General features: G+C 63.3%; 17 protein-coding genes. 9 read left to right on the top strand and 8 right to left on the bottom strand.

The window, feature by feature from the left end; translation table 11 throughout:
- Positions 1-531: 531 nt before the first annotated feature.
- Positions 532-993, bottom strand: a complete 462-nt coding sequence (locus JQ611_RS40270; RefSeq protein WP_192734786.1) for an Lrp/AsnC family transcriptional regulator — start codon at positions 991-993, stop codon at positions 532-534.
- Between the two features lie 136 nt (positions 994-1129).
- Here JQ611_RS40270 and JQ611_RS40265 point away from each other — a divergent pair, with 136 nt between their 5' ends.
- From JQ611_RS40265 to bla, 3 genes are all read left to right on the top strand, one after another.
- Positions 1130-3496: a transketolase gene (locus tag JQ611_RS40265; RefSeq protein WP_212468702.1), complete on the top strand. Its 2367-nt coding sequence runs from the start codon at positions 1130-1132 to the stop codon at positions 3494-3496.
- A gap of 287 nt (positions 3497-3783) precedes the next feature.
- The gene (locus tag JQ611_RS40260; RefSeq protein ID WP_212265013.1) at positions 3784-5214 is read left to right on the top strand and encodes an aldehyde dehydrogenase family protein; all 1431 of its coding nucleotides are present in this window, start codon (positions 3784-3786) and stop codon (positions 5212-5214) included.
- Positions 5215-5369: 155 nt separating this feature from the next.
- On the top strand, positions 5370-6260 hold the full coding sequence (gene bla, locus JQ611_RS40255; RefSeq protein ID WP_212265012.1) for a subclass B3 metallo-beta-lactamase: 891 nt from the start codon (positions 5370-5372) through the stop codon (positions 6258-6260).
- Between the two features lie 27 nt (positions 6261-6287).
- Here the strand turns inward: bla and JQ611_RS40250 are convergent, their stop codons facing one another.
- A complete protein-coding gene (locus JQ611_RS40250; protein ID WP_212468701.1) occupies positions 6288-7253 on the bottom strand; it encodes an SMP-30/gluconolactonase/LRE family protein in 966 nt (321 codons plus the stop codon).
- A 106-nt stretch (positions 7254-7359) separates the two neighbouring features.
- Here JQ611_RS40250 and JQ611_RS40245 point away from each other — a divergent pair, with 106 nt between their 5' ends.
- The gene (locus JQ611_RS40245; protein ID WP_212468700.1) at positions 7360-8178 is read left to right on the top strand and encodes an NAD(P)-dependent oxidoreductase; all 819 of its coding nucleotides are present in this window, start codon (positions 7360-7362) and stop codon (positions 8176-8178) included.
- Positions 8179-8312: 134 nt separating this feature from the next.
- Here JQ611_RS40245 and JQ611_RS40240 read toward each other — a convergent pair whose 3' ends face one another.
- Together JQ611_RS40240 and JQ611_RS40235 are read right to left on the bottom strand one after the other, a co-directional pair.
- Positions 8313-9005 carry a GntR family transcriptional regulator gene (locus tag JQ611_RS40240; RefSeq protein ID WP_212265009.1) on the bottom strand — a complete coding sequence of 231 codons (693 nt, stop codon included), beginning with the start codon at positions 9003-9005 and terminating at the stop codon, positions 8313-8315.
- Complete coding sequence (locus JQ611_RS40235; RefSeq protein ID WP_212468699.1) at positions 9002-10009, bottom strand: Gfo/Idh/MocA family protein; 1008 nt, start codon at positions 10007-10009, stop codon at positions 9002-9004. The genes JQ611_RS40240 and JQ611_RS40235 overlap by 4 nt, the downstream gene beginning before the upstream one ends.
- A gap of 168 nt (positions 10010-10177) precedes the next feature.
- On the opposite strand from JQ611_RS40235, the gene JQ611_RS40230 reads away from it, so the two are divergent.
- Positions 10178-11887 (top strand): IlvD/Edd family dehydratase, encoded by a 1710-nt coding sequence (locus JQ611_RS40230; protein ID WP_212468698.1) that lies wholly within the window; start codon positions 10178-10180, stop codon positions 11885-11887.
- A 16-nt stretch (positions 11888-11903) separates the two neighbouring features.
- On the opposite strand, the gene JQ611_RS40225 is transcribed toward JQ611_RS40230, so the two are convergent.
- Entirely contained in the window at positions 11904-12707 is an 804-nt protein-coding gene (locus tag JQ611_RS40225; protein ID WP_212392385.1) for an enoyl-CoA hydratase/isomerase family protein, read from the bottom strand.
- A 269-nt stretch (positions 12708-12976) separates the two neighbouring features.
- Here JQ611_RS40225 and JQ611_RS40220 point away from each other — a divergent pair, with 269 nt between their 5' ends.
- Both JQ611_RS40220 and JQ611_RS40215 read left to right on the top strand, forming a co-directional pair.
- The gene (locus JQ611_RS40220) at positions 12977-14212 is read left to right on the top strand and encodes an NAD(P)/FAD-dependent oxidoreductase (RefSeq protein ID WP_212468697.1); all 1236 of its coding nucleotides are present in this window, start codon (positions 12977-12979) and stop codon (positions 14210-14212) included.
- A gap of 97 nt (positions 14213-14309) precedes the next feature.
- Complete coding sequence (locus JQ611_RS40215; RefSeq protein WP_212468696.1) at positions 14310-15296, top strand: sialic acid TRAP transporter substrate-binding protein SiaP; 987 nt, start codon at positions 14310-14312, stop codon at positions 15294-15296.
- Positions 15297-15344: 48 nt separating this feature from the next.
- On the opposite strand, the gene JQ611_RS40210 is transcribed toward JQ611_RS40215, so the two are convergent.
- From JQ611_RS40210 to JQ611_RS40200, 3 genes are read right to left on the bottom strand one after another with little or no spacing between them, the layout of a single operon-like run.
- Positions 15345-16454 carry a mandelate racemase/muconate lactonizing enzyme family protein gene (locus JQ611_RS40210; RefSeq protein WP_212468695.1) on the bottom strand — a complete coding sequence of 370 codons (1110 nt, stop codon included), beginning with the start codon at positions 16452-16454 and terminating at the stop codon, positions 15345-15347.
- 19 nt (positions 16455-16473) lie between these two features.
- Entirely contained in the window at positions 16474-17382 is a 909-nt protein-coding gene (locus tag JQ611_RS40205) for a ribokinase (protein WP_212468694.1), read from the bottom strand.
- Between the two features lie 20 nt (positions 17383-17402).
- Complete coding sequence (locus tag JQ611_RS40200; protein ID WP_192734774.1) at positions 17403-18296, bottom strand: sugar kinase; 894 nt, start codon at positions 18294-18296, stop codon at positions 17403-17405.
- Between the two features lie 245 nt (positions 18297-18541).
- Here JQ611_RS40200 and JQ611_RS40195 point away from each other — a divergent pair, with 245 nt between their 5' ends.
- Positions 18542-19408, top strand: coding sequence for a VOC family protein (locus JQ611_RS40195; RefSeq protein WP_212265002.1), 867 nt, complete (start codon positions 18542-18544; stop codon positions 19406-19408).
- Positions 19409-19566: 158 nt separating this feature from the next.
- On the top strand, positions 19567-20274 hold the full coding sequence (locus tag JQ611_RS40190; RefSeq protein ID WP_212468693.1) for a TetR/AcrR family transcriptional regulator: 708 nt from the start codon (positions 19567-19569) through the stop codon (positions 20272-20274).
- Positions 20275-20848: the final 574 nt, after the last annotated feature.

Raw genomic sequence — 20848 nt, 5'->3', positions numbered from 1 at the left:
TTACGCCTCGACGACGGCGTGGATAAGCGTACGGCAAAACCGTGTGGTCCTGGCGCCCGTTGCAGGCGTCAAGCTGTCGGAGAAGCGCAAGCGGAAATGGCAGCGACGGAGTCAACCCAGAACTCGTCTCCGGGGAGAGCACGGCATAAGCCGTAAAGCCATTGCGCAGGGAAGGCCGGGTGTTCTCCGCTGCCCTGTATGCTCGTGTGCACTTTGTTTTGTGCAAACCGCACACGGGACCGCGGGTGCAGCGCGCACCCGGTCTTCCCTGCGCCCTCTTGATGAGAGGGCGGGAGGTTTCCAGCAAACCTCGGGCGCAATGCGTCGCGAGAATGCGAAACTGCGTTTTGGATGATGGTGCAACAACATACACCCCTGTCGTCCCGGCCTTGAGCCGGGACCCATACGCCGCGGCCCATCGGTGAGAGCGCTGACGTTAGATACCTTTCGCAAAATAACCGCCGCGGAGTATGGGTCCCGGCGTTCGCCGGGACGACGAAAGACGGGACGACGAGAGATGAGTGCTTTTCCTCACACCGGCAGCGCGATCGAGTATTTCACCTGGCTCAGCGCAAAGCTCGACTCGATCGACGCGATCCCGTCCAGCCGGGTCAGCTTGTTTTTCAAAAACGCCTCGTAGGACGACAGATCAGCGGCGACGACGCGCAACAGGTAATCGCGATTTCCCGTCATCAGATAGCATTCCAGCACCTCGTCCCATTTCGAGATCGCCTTGGCAAACCGGTTGAGGTCTTCTTCCTTCTGCCGCGCCAGCTTGATCGAGATGAAGACGCTGACGTGCAGGCCCAGCGATTTCTGGTCGACGGTGGCGATATAGCGCGTGATGACGCCGCGCTCTTCGAGCAATTTCACCCGGCGGTGGCAGGGCGACACCGAGAGTCCGACCTTCTCGGAGAGCTCCTGCATGGTCATGCGGCTGTCGGATTGCAGCAGGCTGAGGATCTTGCGGTCGATGGCGTCGAGGGCGTGCATTGGAATGAACTCTGGATAATGGGGTTCGGATTGGGATTTTATCCCAATTATGGCCGGTATGTCGCGTAAATTTGAGATTTCTGGGGGCCTGATGCCCGGTAAAATTTGACCCTGACCCCGAGTCCGGAGCAACGCCATGCCCATCGAGCCCGCACGCCTGGAATTATTGTCCGCGCTGGCACGCAAGGTACTGTGGCTGTCGTCGTGGACCATCCACCACGCCAATCACATCCGCGCCAACGCCGACGGCCTGAAGGTCGGCGGCCATCAGGCCTCTTCGGCCTCGCTCGCCAACATCATGTCGGCGCTGTATTTCTCGGTGCTGCGGCCGCAGGACCGCGTCGCGGTGAAGCCGCATGCGAGCCCGGTGTTCCACGCCATCCAGTATCTGTTCGGGCATCAGACCCGAGAGAAGCTGGAGAATTTCCGCGGCTTCAAGGGCGCGCAATCCTATCCGTCGCGCACCAAGGATGCCGACGACGTCGATTTCTCCACCGGCTCGGTCGGCCTCGGCGTGGCGCAAACCCTGTTCTCCTCGCTGGTGCAGGATTACGTCAAGTCGCATGGCTGGATGAAAGATCGTCCCGAGGGGCGCATGATCGCGCTGGTCGGCGACGCCGAAATGGATGAGGGCAATATCTTTGAGGCGTTGCTCGAGGGCTGGAAGCACGGGCTGCGCAACACCTGGTGGGTGGTCGACTACAACCGCCAGAGCCTGGACGCCGTGGTGCGCGAAGGGCTCTGGGAAAAGTTCGAATCCATGTTCCGCAATTTCGGCTGGGACGTCAGAATCGTGAAATACGGCACGCTGATGCAGGCGGCGTTCGCCGAGCCCGGTGGCGAGGCGCTGCGGCGCTGGATCGATAATTGCCCGAACCAGATGTATGCCGCGCTGTGCTTCCAGGGCGGCGCGGCATTCCGCAAACATCTGCAGGACGACATCGGCGATCAGGGGCAGGTCACCCAACTGATCGATCGCCGCAGTGACGAGGAACTGCTGGCGCTGATGTCCAATCTCGGCGGCCACGACATGACCAGCATGATCGATGCCTTCGAGTCGATCGACCATGATCGCCCGGTTTGCTTCATCGCCTACACCATCAAGGGCGTCGGCCTGCCGATGCAGGGCCACAAGGACAACCACGCGGGATTGATGACGGTCGCGCAGATGGAAAAATGGCGTGCGGCGCAGAACATCCGCCCCGGTCATGAATGGGAGAAGTTCGAAGGGTTGTCGCAGGATGCAGCTGATCTCGAAGTGTTCCTCACCGAAGCGCCGTTCAACGCCGAGGGCCGCCGGCGCCTGACCGCGCCCGTGATCGAGGTGCCCGAGCGGCTCGCCTTCAAGCCGGCGGCGCAGATGTCGACCCAGCAGGGCTTTGGCCTCGTGCTCAACGAACTCGCGCGCGGCGATACCGAACTGGCCTCGCGCATCGTCACCACGTCGCCTGACGTGACGGTGTCGACCAATCTTGGCGCCTGGGTCAACCGGCGCGGGCTGTTTGCGAAGGCGGAAAATCACGATCTGTTCCGCCAGGAGAAAATCCCCTCGACCTTCAACTGGGATTTCTCGCCCAAGGGCCAGCACCTCGAGCTCGGCATCGCCGAGATGAACCTGTTCATCATGCTTTCGGCGCTGGGTCTGTCGCACCAGATCAACGGCGAGCGGCTGCTGCCGATCGGCACGCTGTACGATCCCTTCATCCAGCGCGGCCTCGATGCGATGAATTACGCCTGCTACCAGGACGCGCGCTTCATGGTGGCGGCGACCCCGTCGGGCATTACGCTGGCACCGGAAGGCGGCGCGCACCAGTCGATTGCCACGCCCCTGATCGGCATTGCACAGGACGGCCTGGCCTCATTCGAGCCGGCCTTTGTCGATGAACTCTCCGTGATCATGGGCTGGGGATTCCAGCACATGCAGCGCGAAGCCGGTGAGGGCGGGTCGGTGTATCTGCGGTTGTCGACGCGGACGATCGACCAGCCGCAGCGGATCATGACGCCGGACCTGCAGCGCGAGATCACCGACGGCGCCTATTGGCTGCGCAAGCCGGGTGCGAACTGCGACGTCGTGATCGCCTATACCGGCGCGGTCGCGCCCGAGGCGATCGAGGCGGTCGGCTTCATCGGGGAGAGCCACCGGGACGTTGGACTATTGGCGGTGACCTCGGCGGACCGGCTGCATTCAGGCTGGACCGCGGCGCGAAAACTGCGCCGCGACCGCCGCGGCGTGGCGCATCTCAGCCATATCGAACAATTGCTGGCGCCGCTGCCGCGCGACTGCGGCATCGTCAGCGTGATCGACGGCCACCCGGCCGCACTGGGCTGGCTCGGCAGCGTGCGCGGCCACCGGGTGGAGGCGCTGGGCGTCGAGCAGTTCGGCCAGACCGGCACCATCGCCGACCTCTACCGCCACCACGGCATGGACGCCAACGCCATCATCGATGCGGCGGAAAGCCTCACGGTGGGGGCGCCGGTGCGGCATCGGAAGATGGCGGTGTGACGCGTCGCCCCGGCGAAGGCCGGGGTCCATACTCCGCAGCAGTGGTTGTGTTAATCGGTGTCGGCCGGAGTGCCAAAATGAGAGTTCACGGCGTATGGGCCCCGGCCTTCGCCGGGGCGACGGTTACCGTCTTGCATCCGTCACGCGCCTGACCTTATATCCGGTGCCTGCCGCGACGCGGCATCCCGCATATGGCGGGTTCAATTGCCGGGATTTTCGTGCAAGGATGCCTGCCGAACGCCCCCGTTCCCTTAATCCTTCCGTCCTGTGAAATAACGAGGTTTCCGATGGTCAACCGTATGCAATTCTACATCGACGGCGCCTGGGTCGATCCCGCCGTCAAGAAGTCCACGCCCGTCGTCAATCCGGCGACCGAAGAGGCGATGTATGAGGTTGCGCTCGGCTCGAAGGCCGATCTCGACAAGGCCGTCGCTGCCGCCAAGCGCGCCTTCGTGACCTTCTCGCAGACCAGCCGCGAGGAGCGCGTCGCGCTCCTGGAAAAGATCATCGAGATCTATAAGGGCCGCATGAAGGACATCGGCGCTGCCGTTTCCGACGAAATGGGCGCGCCGCTGCCGATGGCAGAGCGCCTGCAGGCCGGCGCCGGCCTCGGCCACATCGCTTCCACGCTGGAAGTGCTGAAGAACTATCACTTCGAGGAAAACCTCGGCACCGCCACGGTGCTGCGCGAGCCCGTCGGCGTCATCGGCATGATCACGCCGTGGAACTGGCCGCTGAACCAGATCGCCTGCAAGGTCGCGCCCGCGCTTGCCGCCGGCTGCACCATGATCCTGAAGCCGTCGGAATTCACACCGACCTCGGCATTGATTTTCGCGGAAATCCTCCATGAAGCCGGCGTGCCGAAGGGTGTGTTCAACCTCGTCAACGGCCTCGGCCCCGAGGTGGGTGCCGCGATGAGCGAGCATCCGGATATCGACATGATCTCGTTCACCGGCTCGACCCGCGCCGGCGTCGATGTCGCCAAGCGCGCCGCGCCGACCGTGAAGCGTGTCAGCCAGGAACTCGGCGGCAAGTCGCCGAACGTGATCCTGGAAGGTGCCGACCTCACCAAGGCCGTCACCGGCGGCGTCATGCACATGTTCAACAACTCCGGACAATCGTGCAACGCGCCGTCGCGGATGATCGTGCCGCTGTCGAAGATGAAGGAAGTCGCCGCCATCGCGAAGGCGGTCGCCGACAAGACCAAGGCCGGCGATCCCCGTGCGGACGGCACCACCATCGGCCCGGTCGTGTCCCGCATCCAGTGGGACAAGATCCAGGCGCTGATCCACAAGGGCATCGAGGAAGGTGCAACCCTCGTGGCCGGTGGTCCCGGTCTGCCCGAGGGCGTCAACAAGGGCTTCTACGTGCGCCCGACCATCTTCGCCGACGTCACCAACGACATGACCATTGCCCGTGAGGAAATCTTCGGACCGGTGCTCACGATCCTCGGTGCCAAGGACGAAGCCGAGGCGGTCAAGATCGCCAACGACACGCCGTATGGTCTGGCCGGTTACGTCACCGGTGACACCGTCGAAAGCGCGCGCCGGGTCGGCAAGCAGATCCGCGCCGGCAACGTCAACCTGCAGGGCGTTCCGAACGATCGCACCGCGCCGTTCGGCGGCTACAAGCAGTCCGGCAACGGCCGCGAGTGGGGCAAGTACGGCCTGGAAGAATATCTCGAAGTGAAGGCGGTCGCCGGCTACAACGCCGCGTAAGCTGATGCGGCGCTAGCGTCGTCTATTCGAAAGAGTGCCGGCTGCCCTAAAGCAGCCGGCACTCTCCGTTGAGGGACCTCGCATAGCGTGTTGGCCGTGCCTCGCCGTAAAGCCGCCATGGCGAGACGATACAAGAGCAAGAACGGAGGGTGGAAATGAAAAAGCTGATCGTGATGTTGGTCGCCTTGCTGTCGCTCGCTGGCGCAGCGCAGGCTCAGAACCTCAAGGGTCTGCTCGCGACACTTACGATTGCCTGGAACAAGCCGACTGAGCCGTTCAAGATCATCGGTAACGTCTATTATGTCGGCACCCATGGGCTCGCGTCCTACCTGATCACCACGCCGCAGGGGCACATCCTGGTCGACACCGTGATGCCGGAGGCGACCTCGCAGATCAAAGGCAACATCGAAAAGCTCGGCTTCAAGGTCACCGACATCAAATACCTCCTCAACACCCACGCCCATATCGACCACACCGGTGGTCTGGCCGAAATGAAAGCGGCGAGCGGTGCCCAGCTTGTCGCCGGTGAGGCAGACAAGCCGCTGCTCGAAGGCGGCTATTATCCGGGCGCGCGGGAGGAAACGTTGCTGAATTTCCCGCCGGTCAAAGTGGACCGCACCATGCGCGAGGGTGACACGATTACGCTCGGCGATGTGAAGATCACCGCGCGCGAAACGCCTGGCCATTCGCCGGGCTGCACCAGCTGGGAATTTTCGGTGAAGGACAACAACGTCACGCGCTCGGTCCTGATCTTCTGCAGTGGCACCGTGGCGCTGAACCGACTTGTCACCAACCCGACCTATCCGGGCATCGTCGCGGACTACCGCAAGACGTTCGCGCGGGCCCGGGGCATGAAGGTGGATGTCCTGCTCGCGCCGCATCCGGAAATGTACAAGATGGCCGAGAAGCGCGCCAAACTCGCCGAGGGCGGACCCAATCCGTTCGTTAATCCCGGCGAGTTCAACGACTATGCCGCGACGCTGGAAAAGGCGTTCGAGGAGGGGCTCGCCAAGCAGACCGCCGCCGCGCAGGAAAAGAAGGGCTGAACCGGCGCGGGCAGGGATGGCGCTGACTTATCCCCCGAGCGCGCCCTGCGTGTTCACATACAGCGCGTAGATCGATTGGCTCGCTGCCATGAACAGCCGGTTGCGCTTCAAGCCGCCGAAACAGAGATTGGCGCAGCGTTCGGGCAGGGCGATGCGGCCGATCATCACGCCGTCGGGCGCGAATACCACGACGCCGTCGAGTTCGGGATCGCCCATGCCCCAGCCGCACCACAGATTGCCGTCGATGTCGGCGCGCATGCCGTCGGGCGTGCCGGGACCGGCGTCGACGAACACGCGTTTGTCGGAAAGCGTGTCGCCGCCGGGCGAGACGTCGTAAGCGAGGATCTTGCGGGTCGGCACGCCCCGGGATTCGATGACGTAGAGAATCTTCTCATCCGGCGAGAAGCAAAGCCCGTTCGGCCCCAAAATGCCCTCGGCGACGATGGTCGCCTTTCCGGTGGTGCCATCCAGGCGGTAGACGTTCATGTCGAGTTCGGGCTCGGCCTTGTAGCCCTCGTAATTGCCGAGCAGGCCGAAGATCGGATCGGTGAACCAGATCGAACCGTCCGATTTCACCACGACGTCGTTCGGCGAATTCAGCCGCTTGCCGCCAAAGGAATCGATCAGCACCGTGATCGAGCCGTCATATTCGGTGCGGGTAACACGCCGGCCGCCGTGTTCGCAGGTGATCAGCCGGCCCTGGCGGTCGCGGGTATGGCCGTTGGCGAAGTTCGACGGCTTGCGGTAGTGGCTGACCGCGCCGGTCTCCTCTTCCCACTTGATGATGCGGTTGTTGGGAATGTCGCTGCACAACAGATAGCGCCCGTCGCCGAACCATACCGGTCCTTCGGCCCAGCGCAGGCCGGTGGTCAGCCGTTCCACCGCCGAAAGCTTGAGCCAGTATTTCTCAAACCGCGGATCGAGCGCGTGGATCGCCGGATCGGGATAATAGGTCGCCGGCTGCCAGCCGGCGCGGGGTGTTGCCTCGGACATTTGCTATTCTCGTTGCTGTTGCGTTTCCTCGCAGAATGTTTTGCTATCATTGTCGGCCAGCGACCGCAAATCGGTCGCAACGAAGAGGAAAGACAAGAGGAAATAAATGCCACGCATATTGATGACCGGCGCTGCCGGTGGAATCGGCACCAGCCTGCGCAAACTGTTGCCGCCGATCTATCCGGATTTGCTGCTGAGCGACCTTGCGACGCCTGCCGATCTCGGCGCGAATGAAAAATTCAAAGCGGCTGATCTGGCCGATCCCGCGCAGGTCGAGGCGATCTGCGAAGGTGTCGACGGCATCCTGCATTTCGGCGGCTATTCGGTCGAGGGCCCGTGGGACTCTATCCTGCAATCCAACATCATCGGCTGCTACAATCTGTTCGAGGCGGCGCGCAAGAAGGGTGTCAAGCGCGTGGTGTTCGCTTCATCCAACCACGCGGTCGGCTTCTACCCCCGCCACCACCGGATCGGCACCGACGTCACCGCGCGCCCGGACAGCCGTTATGGCGTCAGCAAGGTATTTGGTGAGGCGGTCGGTTCGCTCTATGCCGACAAGCACGGGCTTGGGGTAACGTGTCTGCGCATAGGCAATTTCGGCGAAAAGCCGGTGGACCAGCGCCGGCTCGCGATCTGGCTGAAGCCGGAAGATCTGGTGCAACTCTGCCGGATCGGGCTCGACCATCCCGACATTCATTTCGAGATCTTCTACGGCGCGTCCTACAACGAGCGCGCCTGGTGGGATAATCATCGCGCCTACGAACTCGGCTACCGCCCGACCGGCCGCGGCGAAGATCATCGCGAGCATGCGATGGCCGAGCAGGCCAAGCTCAAGCCTGATCCCGTCAGCGATTTCTACCAGGGCGGCACGTTCTGCGGCATGGAGTTCGACGGCGACAAGAGCAGGATCGTGGACTGGAAGTGACGTTTACGTCATTCCGGGATGCGCGAAGCGCAGACCTCAGATGTGCACTAGCACATCGGGGAATCTCGAGATTCCCCGATGCGCAATTGCGCATCTGAGGTTCGATGCTTCGCATCGCCCCGGAATGACAGCTGCTATCTCGCGGTCTCATCCCCCGCGATGCGGCCGAGATAATCCGACTTGCTGAACTGCATGTGATCGACGCAGAGCTGCGCCAGCGCCCAGTTGTCGCGGCCTTTTAGCAGTTCAATCATGAATTCGTGCTGGCGTCGTGACAGCGCCAGCCCCTCTTTGTCGGCCAGATTCTTGGCGCGCATCGGCAGCGTCAGGTTCATGTAGTCCTGCAGCGAACGCACCAGATAGGGATTGCCGCAAGCGGAGAACAGCGCGACGTGAAAGGCGTCGTTGGCTTCATGAATGCCGCGCAGATCCTGGGCGTCAGCCCTGGCGCAGTACTGCCGCTGCAATTCGCTCAATTGCTCGATCAGGCTTGAGGGTGCGGGCAACGCGATCATCAGCGCCGCCTGCCGCGTCAGCATTTCCCGCACCTCGTAGATCTGCCGCACTTCCTCGGCCGAATAGAACCGCACGGTGGCGCCGATGTTCTTCTCGCGCAGCACGATGCCTTGGCGTTCAAGTTGAAACAGCCCCTGGCGCACGAAATGCCGGCTGGCGCGGTAGCGCGTCATCAGCGTGTCTTCGACCAGCCGCGAACCCGGCGCGAAGCGGCCGAAGATGATGTCCTCTTCCAGCCGGCGGATCACTTCCGCCTGCTCTTCCTCGCGCGTCAGCGCGGAAATCTCGGTCAATGCTTCTTGCGGCTTCATTGCAAAGCCTCCCAGCCTGACATCCGATAGCAATCCTCGACCAGCCGCAACGTCTCCAGATTATCCTGCGGCGCGGTCTCGAACGGCGTGTTGTCCCGTAGTGATTGCACGAAGTGCGCAATCGTCCGGTTATAGGACCCCTGATACTCGGTAGCGAGATCGTAGACCCTCTGCTGCGGCGTTACGCCCGAACAGATGAGTTGTGGCCCGTCTAGCTTGATGGCGCCCTTGTCGCCCAGAATTTCGAGCCGGTCGATCTGGGTGGCCGGATGCCCGTGCGCGGCAAAGCTCGCAAACACCGTGATGCCGGCGCCGTTGCCAGCCTGGAGCTGGATCACCGCGCCGTCTTCGCCGACCAGTTGCTCGCTCGAACGCGAAAGCGCAGCCGCCGTCACGCGCAGCGGCCCGAGCAGCATCCGCAGCGTATCGAGGTGGTGGATCAAGACCTCCGCGACCAGCATGCGCTTCTCGCGCCGCATGAAGGGCTGTCGCTCCAGGGCCGGACAAAGCCCGTCGGGTCCCGGCAGCACACCCGACGTGAGCAAGGTGAGTTGCGCCTGCTTGATGTTGCCGATACGGCCCTCGCGCAGCCAGGCCGCGGCGTCACGATAATATCCGCGAAAACGCCAGTTCTCGTGCACCATCAACCGCGTCAGGTCGCGGACCTCGGCAGCGAGGTCGGCCGCTAGCTGCAGGTTCGGCGCCAGCGGCTTCTGGCACAGCACCGGCAGGCGCTTAGCTGCCGCGAGCCGGACCAGCGGCGCGTGCATCTCGCGTGGCGCCGCGATGTCGATGGCGTCAAGATCGGTCTCCGCCAGCATCGCTTCGGCGCTGGCGTAGATTCTGGATATCTCGAATTCGGTCGCGCGGCGTGCGGCGTTTTCGGCGGAGGGATCGGCGACCGCAACAACGCGCGCCTGATCTGCTATACCGGCCCAGGCGATCAGATGATGGCGGCTCACCATGCCGGCGCCGATAGGGCCAATGTGCAACGGCTTGTTCATGGATGCTTGCTTCCGATCATCGTTGGAAGTCAGCACGCACGGGTATTATTGTCAATAATGCCACATGATTGGTGACGAAACAGCGTAGTTTTGGCGCCGAATATCAAATATTGACAATAATTTCTCAGGCTCCTTTAGTGCGAGTCTGCAGCAACAGGGAAGAACAAGATGGCTGATGACGGACTTCGCAAGGGACTGGCCAGTTATGGCGATGCTGGCTTCTCGCTGTTCCTGCGCAAGGCCTTCATCAAGGCGATGGGTTATTCCGACGACGCGCTCAATCGCCCGATCGTCGGCATCACCAATACCTACAGCGATTACAATCCCTGCCACGGCAATGTGCCGCAGATTATCGAAGCGGTGAAGCGCGGCGTGATGCTGACCGGCGCGATGCCGATGGTGTTCCCGACCATCTCGATCGCCGAAAGTTTTTCGCATCCGACTTCGATGTATCTGCGCAACCTGATGGCGATGGATACCGAGGAGATGATCCGCGCCCAGCCGATGGACGCCATTGTCGTGATCGGCGGTTGCGACAAGACCCTGCCGGCGCAAATTATGGCTGCGGTCAGTGCGGACCTTCCGACCGTCGTCATTCCCGTAGGGCCCATGGTGGTCGGGCATCACAAGGGCGAAGTGCTCGGCGCCTGCACCGATTGCCGGCGGCTATGGGGAAAATACCGCGCCGGTGAAATCGACGATGTCGAGATCGAAGCCGTCAACGGCCGCCTCGCGCCATCGGTCGGCACCTGCATGGTGATGGGCACGGCGTCCACAATGGCGTGCATCACCGAAGCGCTGGGCCTGTCGCTGCCGATGAGCGCCACCATTCCCGCGCCACACGCCGAACGCTTCCGTTCCGCGGAAGCGAGCGGCAAGGTCGCCGCCGCGATGGCCAAGGCGAAGGGGCCGCGGCCGAGCGAGTTTTTGACCGCGTCGTCGTTCCGGAATGCGCAAGTCGTGCTGCAGGCGATCGGCGGCTCGACCAACGGCCTCATTCATCTGACCGCGATTGCCAACCGCACCAAACATCGCATCGATCTCGAAGGTTTTGACAAGCTCGGCCGCGAAGTGCCTGTTCTGATCGACCTGAAGCCGTCGGGTGAGCATTACATGGAGCACTTCCATCATGCCGGCGGCCTGCCGAAGCTGATGGCGCAGCTCGGCGATCTCATCGATCTCGATGCAAAGACCATCACCGGTGCGACGCTGCGCGATGTCGTGGCTGACGCCGAAGAAGTGCCGGGGCAGGATGCGATCCGTCCCCGCAGCAATCCGATCAAGCCGGAAGGCGCGATGGCGGTGTTGCACGGCAACCTAGCGCCGCGCGGCGCCGTGATCAAGCATTCAGCGGCAAGCCCCAAGCTCTTGCAGCATACCGGCCGCGCCGTGGTGTTCGAGTCGGTCGAGGACATGACGCTGCGGGTCGACGATCCCGCACTCGACGTCAACGCCGACGACGTGCTGGTGCTGCGCAATGCCGGGCCGAAGGGCGCGCCGGGCATGCCGGAGGCGGGCTATCTGCCGATCCCGAAAAAGCTCGGACGCGCAGGCGTCAAGGACATGGTGCGGATATCGGACGCGCGCATGAGCGGGACGGCGTTCGGCACCATCGTGCTGCACATCACGCCGGAATCCGCCGTCGGCGGTCCGCTGGCGCTGGTGAGGAATGGCGATATGATCCGGCTCGACGTCGCCAAACGCAGCATCGATCTCTTGGTCGACAATGCCGAGCTCGAAAAACGCCGCGCCGCGCTGGCGCCGGCAGCAACACCCGAATGGGCCAGGCGCGGATACGCGCATCTGTTCAACGAGACCATCCTGCAGGCCGACGAAGGCTGCGATTTCGATTTCATGCGCGGCGAGGGGAAGGGCTAGGCTTCGGTTGCCGCCTCTACTTCCCCTTGCTGGTGAACTTCTTCACCGCAACACGGAAATCATCGGTGTGCATGGCGTCGATGATCTTCTGTTCCTCGGCATCAAGCTGCTGTTTGGTCGGGGTGACCGCGGCCTGGTAAACCAGCGACTTGGTGCCGCTGATCGCCGCTGGCGGGTTTTGCGCCAATCGCTCGGCGAATTTTTGCGTCGCCGCTTTCAGTTCTGCGGCCGGAACAACCCTGGCGACCAAACCCCAATCGTAAGCCTGCTGCGCCGAAAAACTGTCTTCAGCGAGAAACAGCTGCAGCGCGCGGCGGGTGCCGACGGTGCCGACCATGCCGACGGTGCTGCCGCCATCCGGCGACACGCCGATCTTGGCGTAAGCCGGCGTGAAGCGGGCGTCTTCAGCGGCGATGCAAAGATCAGTCACGAAGGCGAGGCCCATGCCGGCGCCCGCCGCCGAGCCGTGAACGCTCGACAGCACGATCTTCGGCATCCGCCGGATGGTTTCGATGAAGGCGTGATAGTGCTTCAAGAGTTCGCCGACCACGGGCGCAATGGTGTCTGCGGCTGCGGCAGCACCGATGGTCTGCAGATCGCCGCCGGCGCTGAAGGCGCGGCCTTCGCCCTGGATCACCAGCACTCTTATCGCGTCATTGCCCTCGACCTCGGCGCCAAGCTGTTCCAGCTTTTTCGCGATTGACAGGTCGATCGAGTTGAACGCCGCGGGCCGGTTCAGCGTGATGGTCGCAATCGGACCTTCGATCGTGAGCCGTGCCGGCTCATCGGATGGGGCAGCGGTATGATCTTGTGTCGTCATCGGAAAATCCTCCGGGCGGAACGGACGCCCGCATTTAAATCGCAGAAGCCCGGGGGAGACAATCCCGGACCCGGCCGTAGGATGCGGCCTTATCCGTCCTTCCGGGGCAGGGGTGCCCTTGCGCGTTGCCGAACCTTGAGGCCTAATGGGGGTGCCCATCGTTCGGGACGCGGACACGAGCGCCGCTCTCACGAGGCGAGCAAGCCAACATCAGCAGTGAGAGGAGACGACATGGGTAATTCCTGTGCGCCTGCAATTGGGTTGTCCCGATGACGCAAGGACCGGATTTGCAAGGGCCTGTCGTAATCGTCGGCGCCGGACATGCCGGCTTTCAGGTTGCGGCCTCGCTTCGCCAGCACGGCTTTGCCGAGCGCATTGTGCTCCTGAATGACGAAGGCCATCTGCCATACCAGCGGCCGCCGCTGTCCAAGGCCTATCTGAAGGGAACCGGCGGGCCTGATAGCCTGATGTTCCGGCCGGAAAAATTCTTTTCCGACCAGAAGATCGAGCTGATTTCCGACCGGGCGGTGTCGATCGACCGCGGGGCGCATAAATTGTTGCTCGCCTCCGGTTCCTTCCTCGACTACGGCCACCTCGTGCTGGCGACCGGCGCGCGCAATCGCCTGCTCGACATTCCCAACGCCAATCTGGAGGGCGTGCGCTATTTGCGCACCCTCGACGAAAGCGAGGCGTTGCGGCACCGGATCGGATCCGGCCAGCGCGTGGTCGTGATTGGCGCCGGCTTCATCGGACTGGAATTCGCCGCGACCGCCCGGGGCAAGGGCCTGGAAGTCGACGTGGTCGAACTCGGCACCCGCGTGATGGCGCGCGCGGTGACCGCTGAAATCTCCGAATTCTTCCAGTCGAGCCACACTGCGGCCGGCATTCGCATTCATCTCGGCGTGCAGGTCACGAGCATCGAAAGCGACGGCAGCAATGTCACCGGCGTCAGCCTCAGCGATGGCCGGCATATGTCTGCCGACCTCATCGTGGTCGGGGTTGGTGTCCTGCCGAATGTCGAACTGGCGGCCCAGGCCGGCCTGCCGGTAGCGGCCGGTATCATCGTCGACGAACATCTGTTGACGGCCGATCCGGATATCTCGGCGGTCGGCGATTGTGCACTCTATGCCAGCCCGCGCTTCGGCGGATCGCTGCGGCTCGAATCGGTGCAGAACGCCACCGACCACGCGCGCTGTGTCGCGGCGCGGCTCACCGGCGATGCCAAAGTCTATGACGGGCTGCCGTGGTTCTGGAGCGACCAGGGTCCCCACAAGCTTCAGATCGCGGGTTTGACGACGGGCTATGACCAGGTGGTGGTGCGCGGCGATCGCGGGCAGGGGGCGTTCTCCGCCTTCTGCTACAAGTCCGGGCAACTCGTCGGCATCGAATCCGTCAACCGTGCCGGGGATCACATGTTCGGACGGCGCCTGCTGGCCGCCAACGGCTCGATTGGGCCGGAGCAGGCGGCTGATAGCAGCTTCGATCTGAAGAGCGCGCTGACTTAAATCGGAGTGCCGCCAGTCCACTTGCATCGGCGGACCATTTCGGCAACGCTGTAGAAAGCTCGCCAGAGGCTTCCGGGAGTCAATCGGGGAGGGTAGCATGTCCGCCTGGACACGCTGTCTGATGCTAAGCAGCGCCGTCATCCTTGCCATGGTCATGGCCGGCCCGACCTCGGCCCAGACCAAGCTGCGATGGGCGCATGTCTACGAGATCACCGAGCCCTACCACACCGAAGCGCTGTGGGCGGCGGGCGAGATCAGGAAACGTAGCAACGGCAAATTCGATATCGAGGTGTTTCCGGCTTCCCGGCTCGGCAACGAGAATCAGCTCAATGAGGGGCTTGGGCTCGGCACCGTCGATATCGTCTATGTCGGCATCAACTTCGTCGCGGCAACCTACAAGCCGCTCGGCATCACCGGCGCGCCGTTCATGCTGCGCGATTTCGACCATTGGAAGGCCTATCGCGCCAGCAAGCTGTTTGCCGACCTTGCGAAGGACTATGAAGACAAGACCCGGCACAAGATCGTCGCGCTGACCTATTACGGGCAGCGTCATGTCACCGCCAACAAGCCGATCAGCAAGCCCGAGGACATGAAGGGCATGAAGCTGCGTGTGCCGCCGGCGCCGCTGGTCCTGATGTTCACCAGATCCGTCGGCGCCAACGCAACGCCGATCGCGTTCTCCGACGTCTATAATGCGCTCCGGCAAGGTCTGGTCGATGGTCAGGAGAATCCGCTGCCCACGATCATGGCCAAGAAATTCTACGAGGTGCAGAGTCACATCGTGCTGAGCGGCCACATCACGGAATCGATGGTGACGGTGATCGGCAGCCACGTCTGGAACAAGCTGAAGCCGGACGAGCAGAAGCTGTTTGCGGATACGATGAAGGAGGCCGCTGCGAAGGCGACGGAGGCGATCGAGGCTTCGGAACGGGTTTTGGCGACACAGCTCAAGAAGCTCGGCATGACCGTGGTCGAGCCGGATCGCGAAGCTTTCCGGCAAGCAGCGGTTCCGTTGCACAACGATGCCGCCGCCGGCGCCGGATGGACGCGGGCGCAATACGACGAATTGCAGTCGTTGAAGTGACGGCTGCGTTTCACCGGCCCTGACGCGCATTTTCCCGCTCAGGTGACGTCAGGCCCTCACGACGATCGGCGTGAACGCCTGCAGCTTTGCGATGGCCTGCCAGTCCCACGCGATACCGATGCCGGGCGCCGACGGCGGCTTGGCCTTGCCGTTCTCGATCGCAAGGCGGCTGGTGGTGATGGTGTCGAGCTGCGGGATCCACTCCACCCAGGCCGCATTCGGCACGGCGGCGCACAGCGAGACGTGCAATTCCATCAGGAAATGCGGACAGATCGGAACGTTGAAGGTTTCAGCGAGGTGGGCGACCTTGAGCCACGGTGTGATGCCGCCGATACGCGCCACATCCGCCTGCACGATCGAGCAGGCGTCGCGCTGCAGATATTCGCGGAAGTGGCTCGGGTGATAGATCGACTCGCCGACCGCAATCGGCAGGGAGGTCGAGGCCGCGAGGCGAATGTGGCCGCCTAGGTCTTCCGCCGGCAGCGGCTCTTCGAACCAGGCAAGGTCGAGCGGCTCGTAAAGCCGCGCGCGGCGGATCGCTTCGCCGACGGTGAAGGCCTGATTGGCGTCGACCATGATCTCGAATCCGGGCCCGACCGCCTTGCGCACCGCCGAGAGACGCGCGATGTCCTCGCTGACATGCGGCCGGCCGACCTTGATCTTGGCGCCGCCAAAACCCTGCGCGCGCACCGCGAGCGCGTCATCGACCAGCGCCTGCGGTTCGACATGCAGCCAGCCGCCTTCGGTGGAGTAGACGGGCACGGCGGCTTGCGCGCCGCCGGCCTCCTTCCAGAGCGGCCGGCCTGCGGCCAGGCATTTGACGTCCCACAGCGCGGTATCGATGGCGGCTAGTGCGAGGCTGGTGATGGCGCCGACCGCGGTCGCATGGGTTGCGAAAAACAGACTCTTCCAGATCGCTTCGATGTCGAGTGGATCGCGGCCGAGCAGCCGTGGCGCCAGATGATCCCGCAGCAAGCCGACAACCGACGAGCCGCCGGTGCCGATCGTGTAGGAGTATCCGGTGCCGATAATGCCGTCGCTGGTGTGAATGCGCACCATCGGGGTTTCCTGCGCGGCGAACGACTGGATCGCGTCGGTGCGCACCACCTTCGGAACCAGATCGACCTGCAGGATTTCGACGCGTTCGATCTTGGCCATGTTTTTCCTTCTTGTTGGCTCAGATAGCGGCCGCCACTTCCGCGGCCGTCGGCATCGAGGGTGCTGCGCCCATCCGTTGCACGCAGATCGACGCCGCGGCATTGGCATAGGCGAGGGCGTCGCGGATGGCTTTTCCATCCGCCAACTGCGCCGCGAGCGCGCCGACAAGGCAATCGCCGGCGCCGGTAGTATCCACCGCCTTCACCTTGCGGCCGGCGATGACCGACGGCTGACCATCGATCATCGCAAGCACGCCGCGGCTGCCCAGTGTCACGCAGACGATCTGGTCGCGGTTTGACGGCAGCAACCGGACGGCTTCGATGAAGCTGTTGTCATCATCGATATCGCGAAGCTCAGTGCCGGTGAGAAACCCAAGCTCAGTCTCGTTGAGAACGAGGATGTCGACGAGATCGAGCAATTCCGGACCGAACCTGGTCGCGGGCGCGGGGTTGAGGATCGTGGTCGCACCGGCAGCGCGGGCGCGCTCGAAGAATGCAGCGATCGTGGGCAGCGGGATTTCGAACTGGCTGACTGCGATGTCGCCCCTGGCGAGAACGGGCGTGCCGACATCCTCGGCGCTCACAAGTGCATTGGCGCCGGGTACGACGACGATGGTGTTGTCGGCATTGGCAATCGTGATGAGCGCCGTTCCGGTATGGGCCACGGCGGTGTCCTTGAGATGCGCGAGGTCAACGCCTTGCGCGGCCAGAAACGCCCGCAATTGCTGCCCGAAGGCATCCGTTCCCAGCCGGCCGATCAGCGTGGTTGATACCCCGAGCTTGGCGGCCGCTACCGCCTGGTTGGCGCCCTTGCCTCCGGGGAAATACAGCACCGCTTTGCCGGCGACGGTCTCGCCGACAAGCGGATGCCGGTCGGCGGTCGCCACCACATCCATGTTGATGCTGCCGGCGACGAAGACGCGCCCCATTCTAGCTCCGATTCATCCGGTCACGGGCTGGCCGCAAACGCCATCTTGACCACTTCGATATCCGTCAGTGTCGGCAATCCCGCCTCGTTGCCGAGCCGCTGGATCTTGAAGGTAGACGCGGCGCGCGCAAACTCGAAATGGTCGCGCCAGCTCTTGCCGGGGTTGCTCAAATAGGAATAGACGTAGGCGCCATGGAAGACGTCGCCGGCGCCGTTGGTGTCGATCACGCGCTCGCGCGGGATCGGCAGCGCGGGCAAGCTGCGAACCGAGCCGGTCTCGTCGTACCACAGCAGGCCCTTTTCGCCGAGCGTGACGCCGCCGACCCGGCAGCCTCGGCTCTTGAGATAATCCAGCATCGTTTCCGGGGTCTTGTCCATCTGTTCGCAGAGCCGCTCGGCGACAATGGCAACGTCGATGAATTCCAGGAGCTCATGGGTGTTGCTGCGCAGGCCGCCGCCGTCGAGCGAGGTCAGGATGCCGGCTTCGCGACATAGTTTGGCGTAATGGATGGCTGCGTCCGGCTGGTGGCCGTCGATATGCAGCGCGCGGCATCCCTTGATATTGAGGATAGGGAAGGGATGGATGTGTTCGTCGTCGCGGCAACGCACGATGGCGCGCTTGCCGTCCTTTGGCATGATGAAGGACAGCGAGGAGGCGTTGACCTTGCGCGGATGGATCGAGATTCCGTATTTCGCGCTCATGTCCCAGAACATGCGGCCGAGCCAGTCGTTGGCGACCGTCGCAATCAGGTCCGGCACGATGCCGAGCTTGGCGCAGCAGAACGCCGCCGTGACAGCGTTGCCGCCAAACGACACCGCGTAGGCCGAGGCCACATGCTTTTCATCGCCGGTCGGCATGTGGTCGGTGATGAAGGTGACGTCGATATAGGTCTGTCCGATGAAGAGGGCCTGCATTCGTTTTCCGTCATTGTACTTCAGAGTCTTGGGCTGAAGGGTGGGTCCGGCCCGGCGCGCTACACTAGCACCGCTTGTCGGATGCATTCGCTGAAATTATTCGCAGCCGTGCCGTGTTTGCGGCTTGAGAAGGGCATGTCAGGGGATTAGGACCGTCCTTGAGGGATCGTCAGGATGCCGGGCCATAACGGCTGACCGCTGCCCGGGGTTCCGGACGGTGCGACAAAAGGGGGAGGGCTTTTGCCGTGATTACAGGTCTCGATCATGTGGTCGTTCTCACCGGCGATATTTCGGCGGGCGAGGCGGCCTATCAGACGCTGTTTGGGCGGACGCCGGCCTGGCGCAACAGTGGTGACGGCGCCGAGCGCGTGTTGTTCACGCTCGATAACGTGACGCTGGAATTGATGGCGCCGAGTGGCGACGGCGAGGCGGCGGAGCGCATTCGCGCCGTGCTCGCGGCGCAGGGTGAGGGGCTGGCGAGCCTTTGTTTTCGCACCAACGACATCACGAAATTGCATCGCAGGCTCGACCGGCTGACCCTGAAGCCGGAGCCGGTCGCCGAGGTCGAAAGCCGCGATGCGGTCACGGAGGCGACCTTGTCGTGGAAGCGCACCCGCGCCGCCACAGATGCGACGCGTGGCATCCGCATGTTCTTCCTCGAACTGGCAAAGGAGCGCCCGCTGTCGGTGCGAACCGGGCCGGCATCGATCACCGCGATGGATCATGTCGTGGTCTCGACGCCGGATCCCGAGCGGGCCGCCGCGCTCTATGGCGCGCGGCTCGGGCTCGACATGGCGCTCGACCGGTCGCATCCGGACTGGGGCCGGCTGATGTTCTTCCGCTGCGGCGATCTCATCGTCGAGGTGACACACCGGCCGGGCAAGCCGGCGGACGGGGCGCAAGATAAACTCCAAGATAAACTCCGGGACAGGCTGCGGGGCCTGTGCTGGCGCGTCGCCGACATCGACGCCACCCATGCGCGGCTGACGGCTGCCGGCGTCGACGTCTCCGAAATCCGCACCGGCCGCAAGCCGGGGACGCGGGTGATGACCGTGCGCAATGGCACCTGCGGCGTGCCGACGCTGCTGGTGCAGCCTTCGGTGAAGCCGTAGGGTGAGCGGCCGTAGGGTGGGCAAAGGCGCGCTTGCGCCGTGCCCACCATCCGCTTCGGCAAGCAAGATGGTGGGCACGCTTCGCTTTGCCCACCCTACGTTCTCAAATCGCGCCGTGCGTGCTACAGCAGACATCATGTGTTCATCGAGCGATTGATTTGGCAAAGGCAAAACGTGTTCTGAAATGGCAGCGCGACCCCGAGGGCATGCGGATCCGCATTCTCGAGGCCGCCAAGCAGGAATTTGCCGCCCACGGCCTTGCCGGTGCGCGCGTCGACCGGATCGCGGCCAATGCCGGCGCCAACAAACGCATGCTGTATTATCACGTCGGCAACAAGGAAGACCTCTACCTCGAGGTGCTCGAGGGCGCCTATGAGCAGATCCGCGCCGAGGAGCGCGGGCTCGATCTCGAACATCTCGATCCGCCTGATGCCATCGAACGGCTGATCGATTTCACCTGGAACTACTTCATCCGCAATCCGGAATTCCTGGCGTTGCTCAACACTGAGAACCTCGCCAAAGCCCGCCACCTCAAGCGCTCGACCAAGGTCAAATCGATGCATTCGCCGTTCGTCGAGATGATCCGCACGGTGGTCAATCGCGGCGTCGAGAGCGGCGACTTCCGCGTCGCGGTCGATCCGGTCCAGCTCTATATCTCGATCGCCGGTCTGTGCTTCTTCTATCTGTCGAACAGCGCGACGCTGAGCGTGATCTTCGGCCGCGACCTCCTGAAGAAGGAGGCGCGGGACGAGCGCCTCGCCCACATGGTCGCGCTGGTGCTGGCGGCCCTGACGGGGAAATCCACTGCGGATTTCGGTAAGGTCAAGGCGGCGGGATTGCGGGCTCCGGCGCATCAGCCGGTTTGAACAACTCTTGCGTCGTCCCGGCGAACGCCGGGACCCATAATCTCGGTCATCTGTTGTTAAAGTAAGTCGTCGCTCAGCGTGCTCAACAACAACCGCTGCGGCGTATGGGTCCCGGATCGCGCTTCGCTTGTCCGGGACGACGTGGGTGGGGATGTTCATCAATTACCAGGGACGCGGATTCGCATTCTCGCGACGCATTGCGCCCGAGCTTTGCCAGAAATTCCTTGCCCCCGAAAATGAGGGCGCAGGGAAGACCGGGTGCGCGCTGCACCCGCGGTCCCGTGTGCGGTTTGCACTAAGTAGGCTGCACACGAGCATACAGGGCAGCGGAGAACACCCGGCCTTCCCTGCGCAATGGCTTTACGGCTTATGCCGTGATCTCCCCGGAGACGAGTTCTTGGTTGACTCCGTCGCTGCCGGTTCAGCTCACGCTTCTCCGACAGCTTGACGCCTGCCACGGGCGCCAGGACCACACGGTTTTGCCGTACGCTTATCCACGCCGTCGTCGAGGCGTAAACCAGCGTCCACCGCAACCCGTCCAACGTCCGTGACGACGGCCGACGCCCTCTGAGTG

Source organism: Bradyrhizobium sp. AUGA SZCCT0182 (assembly GCF_018130185.1).
Classification (GTDB): Bacteria; Pseudomonadota; Alphaproteobacteria; order Rhizobiales; family Xanthobacteraceae; genus Bradyrhizobium.
Note: the sequence above shows the minus strand (reverse complement) of the source record. Positions and strands in the feature narration are given on the sequence as shown.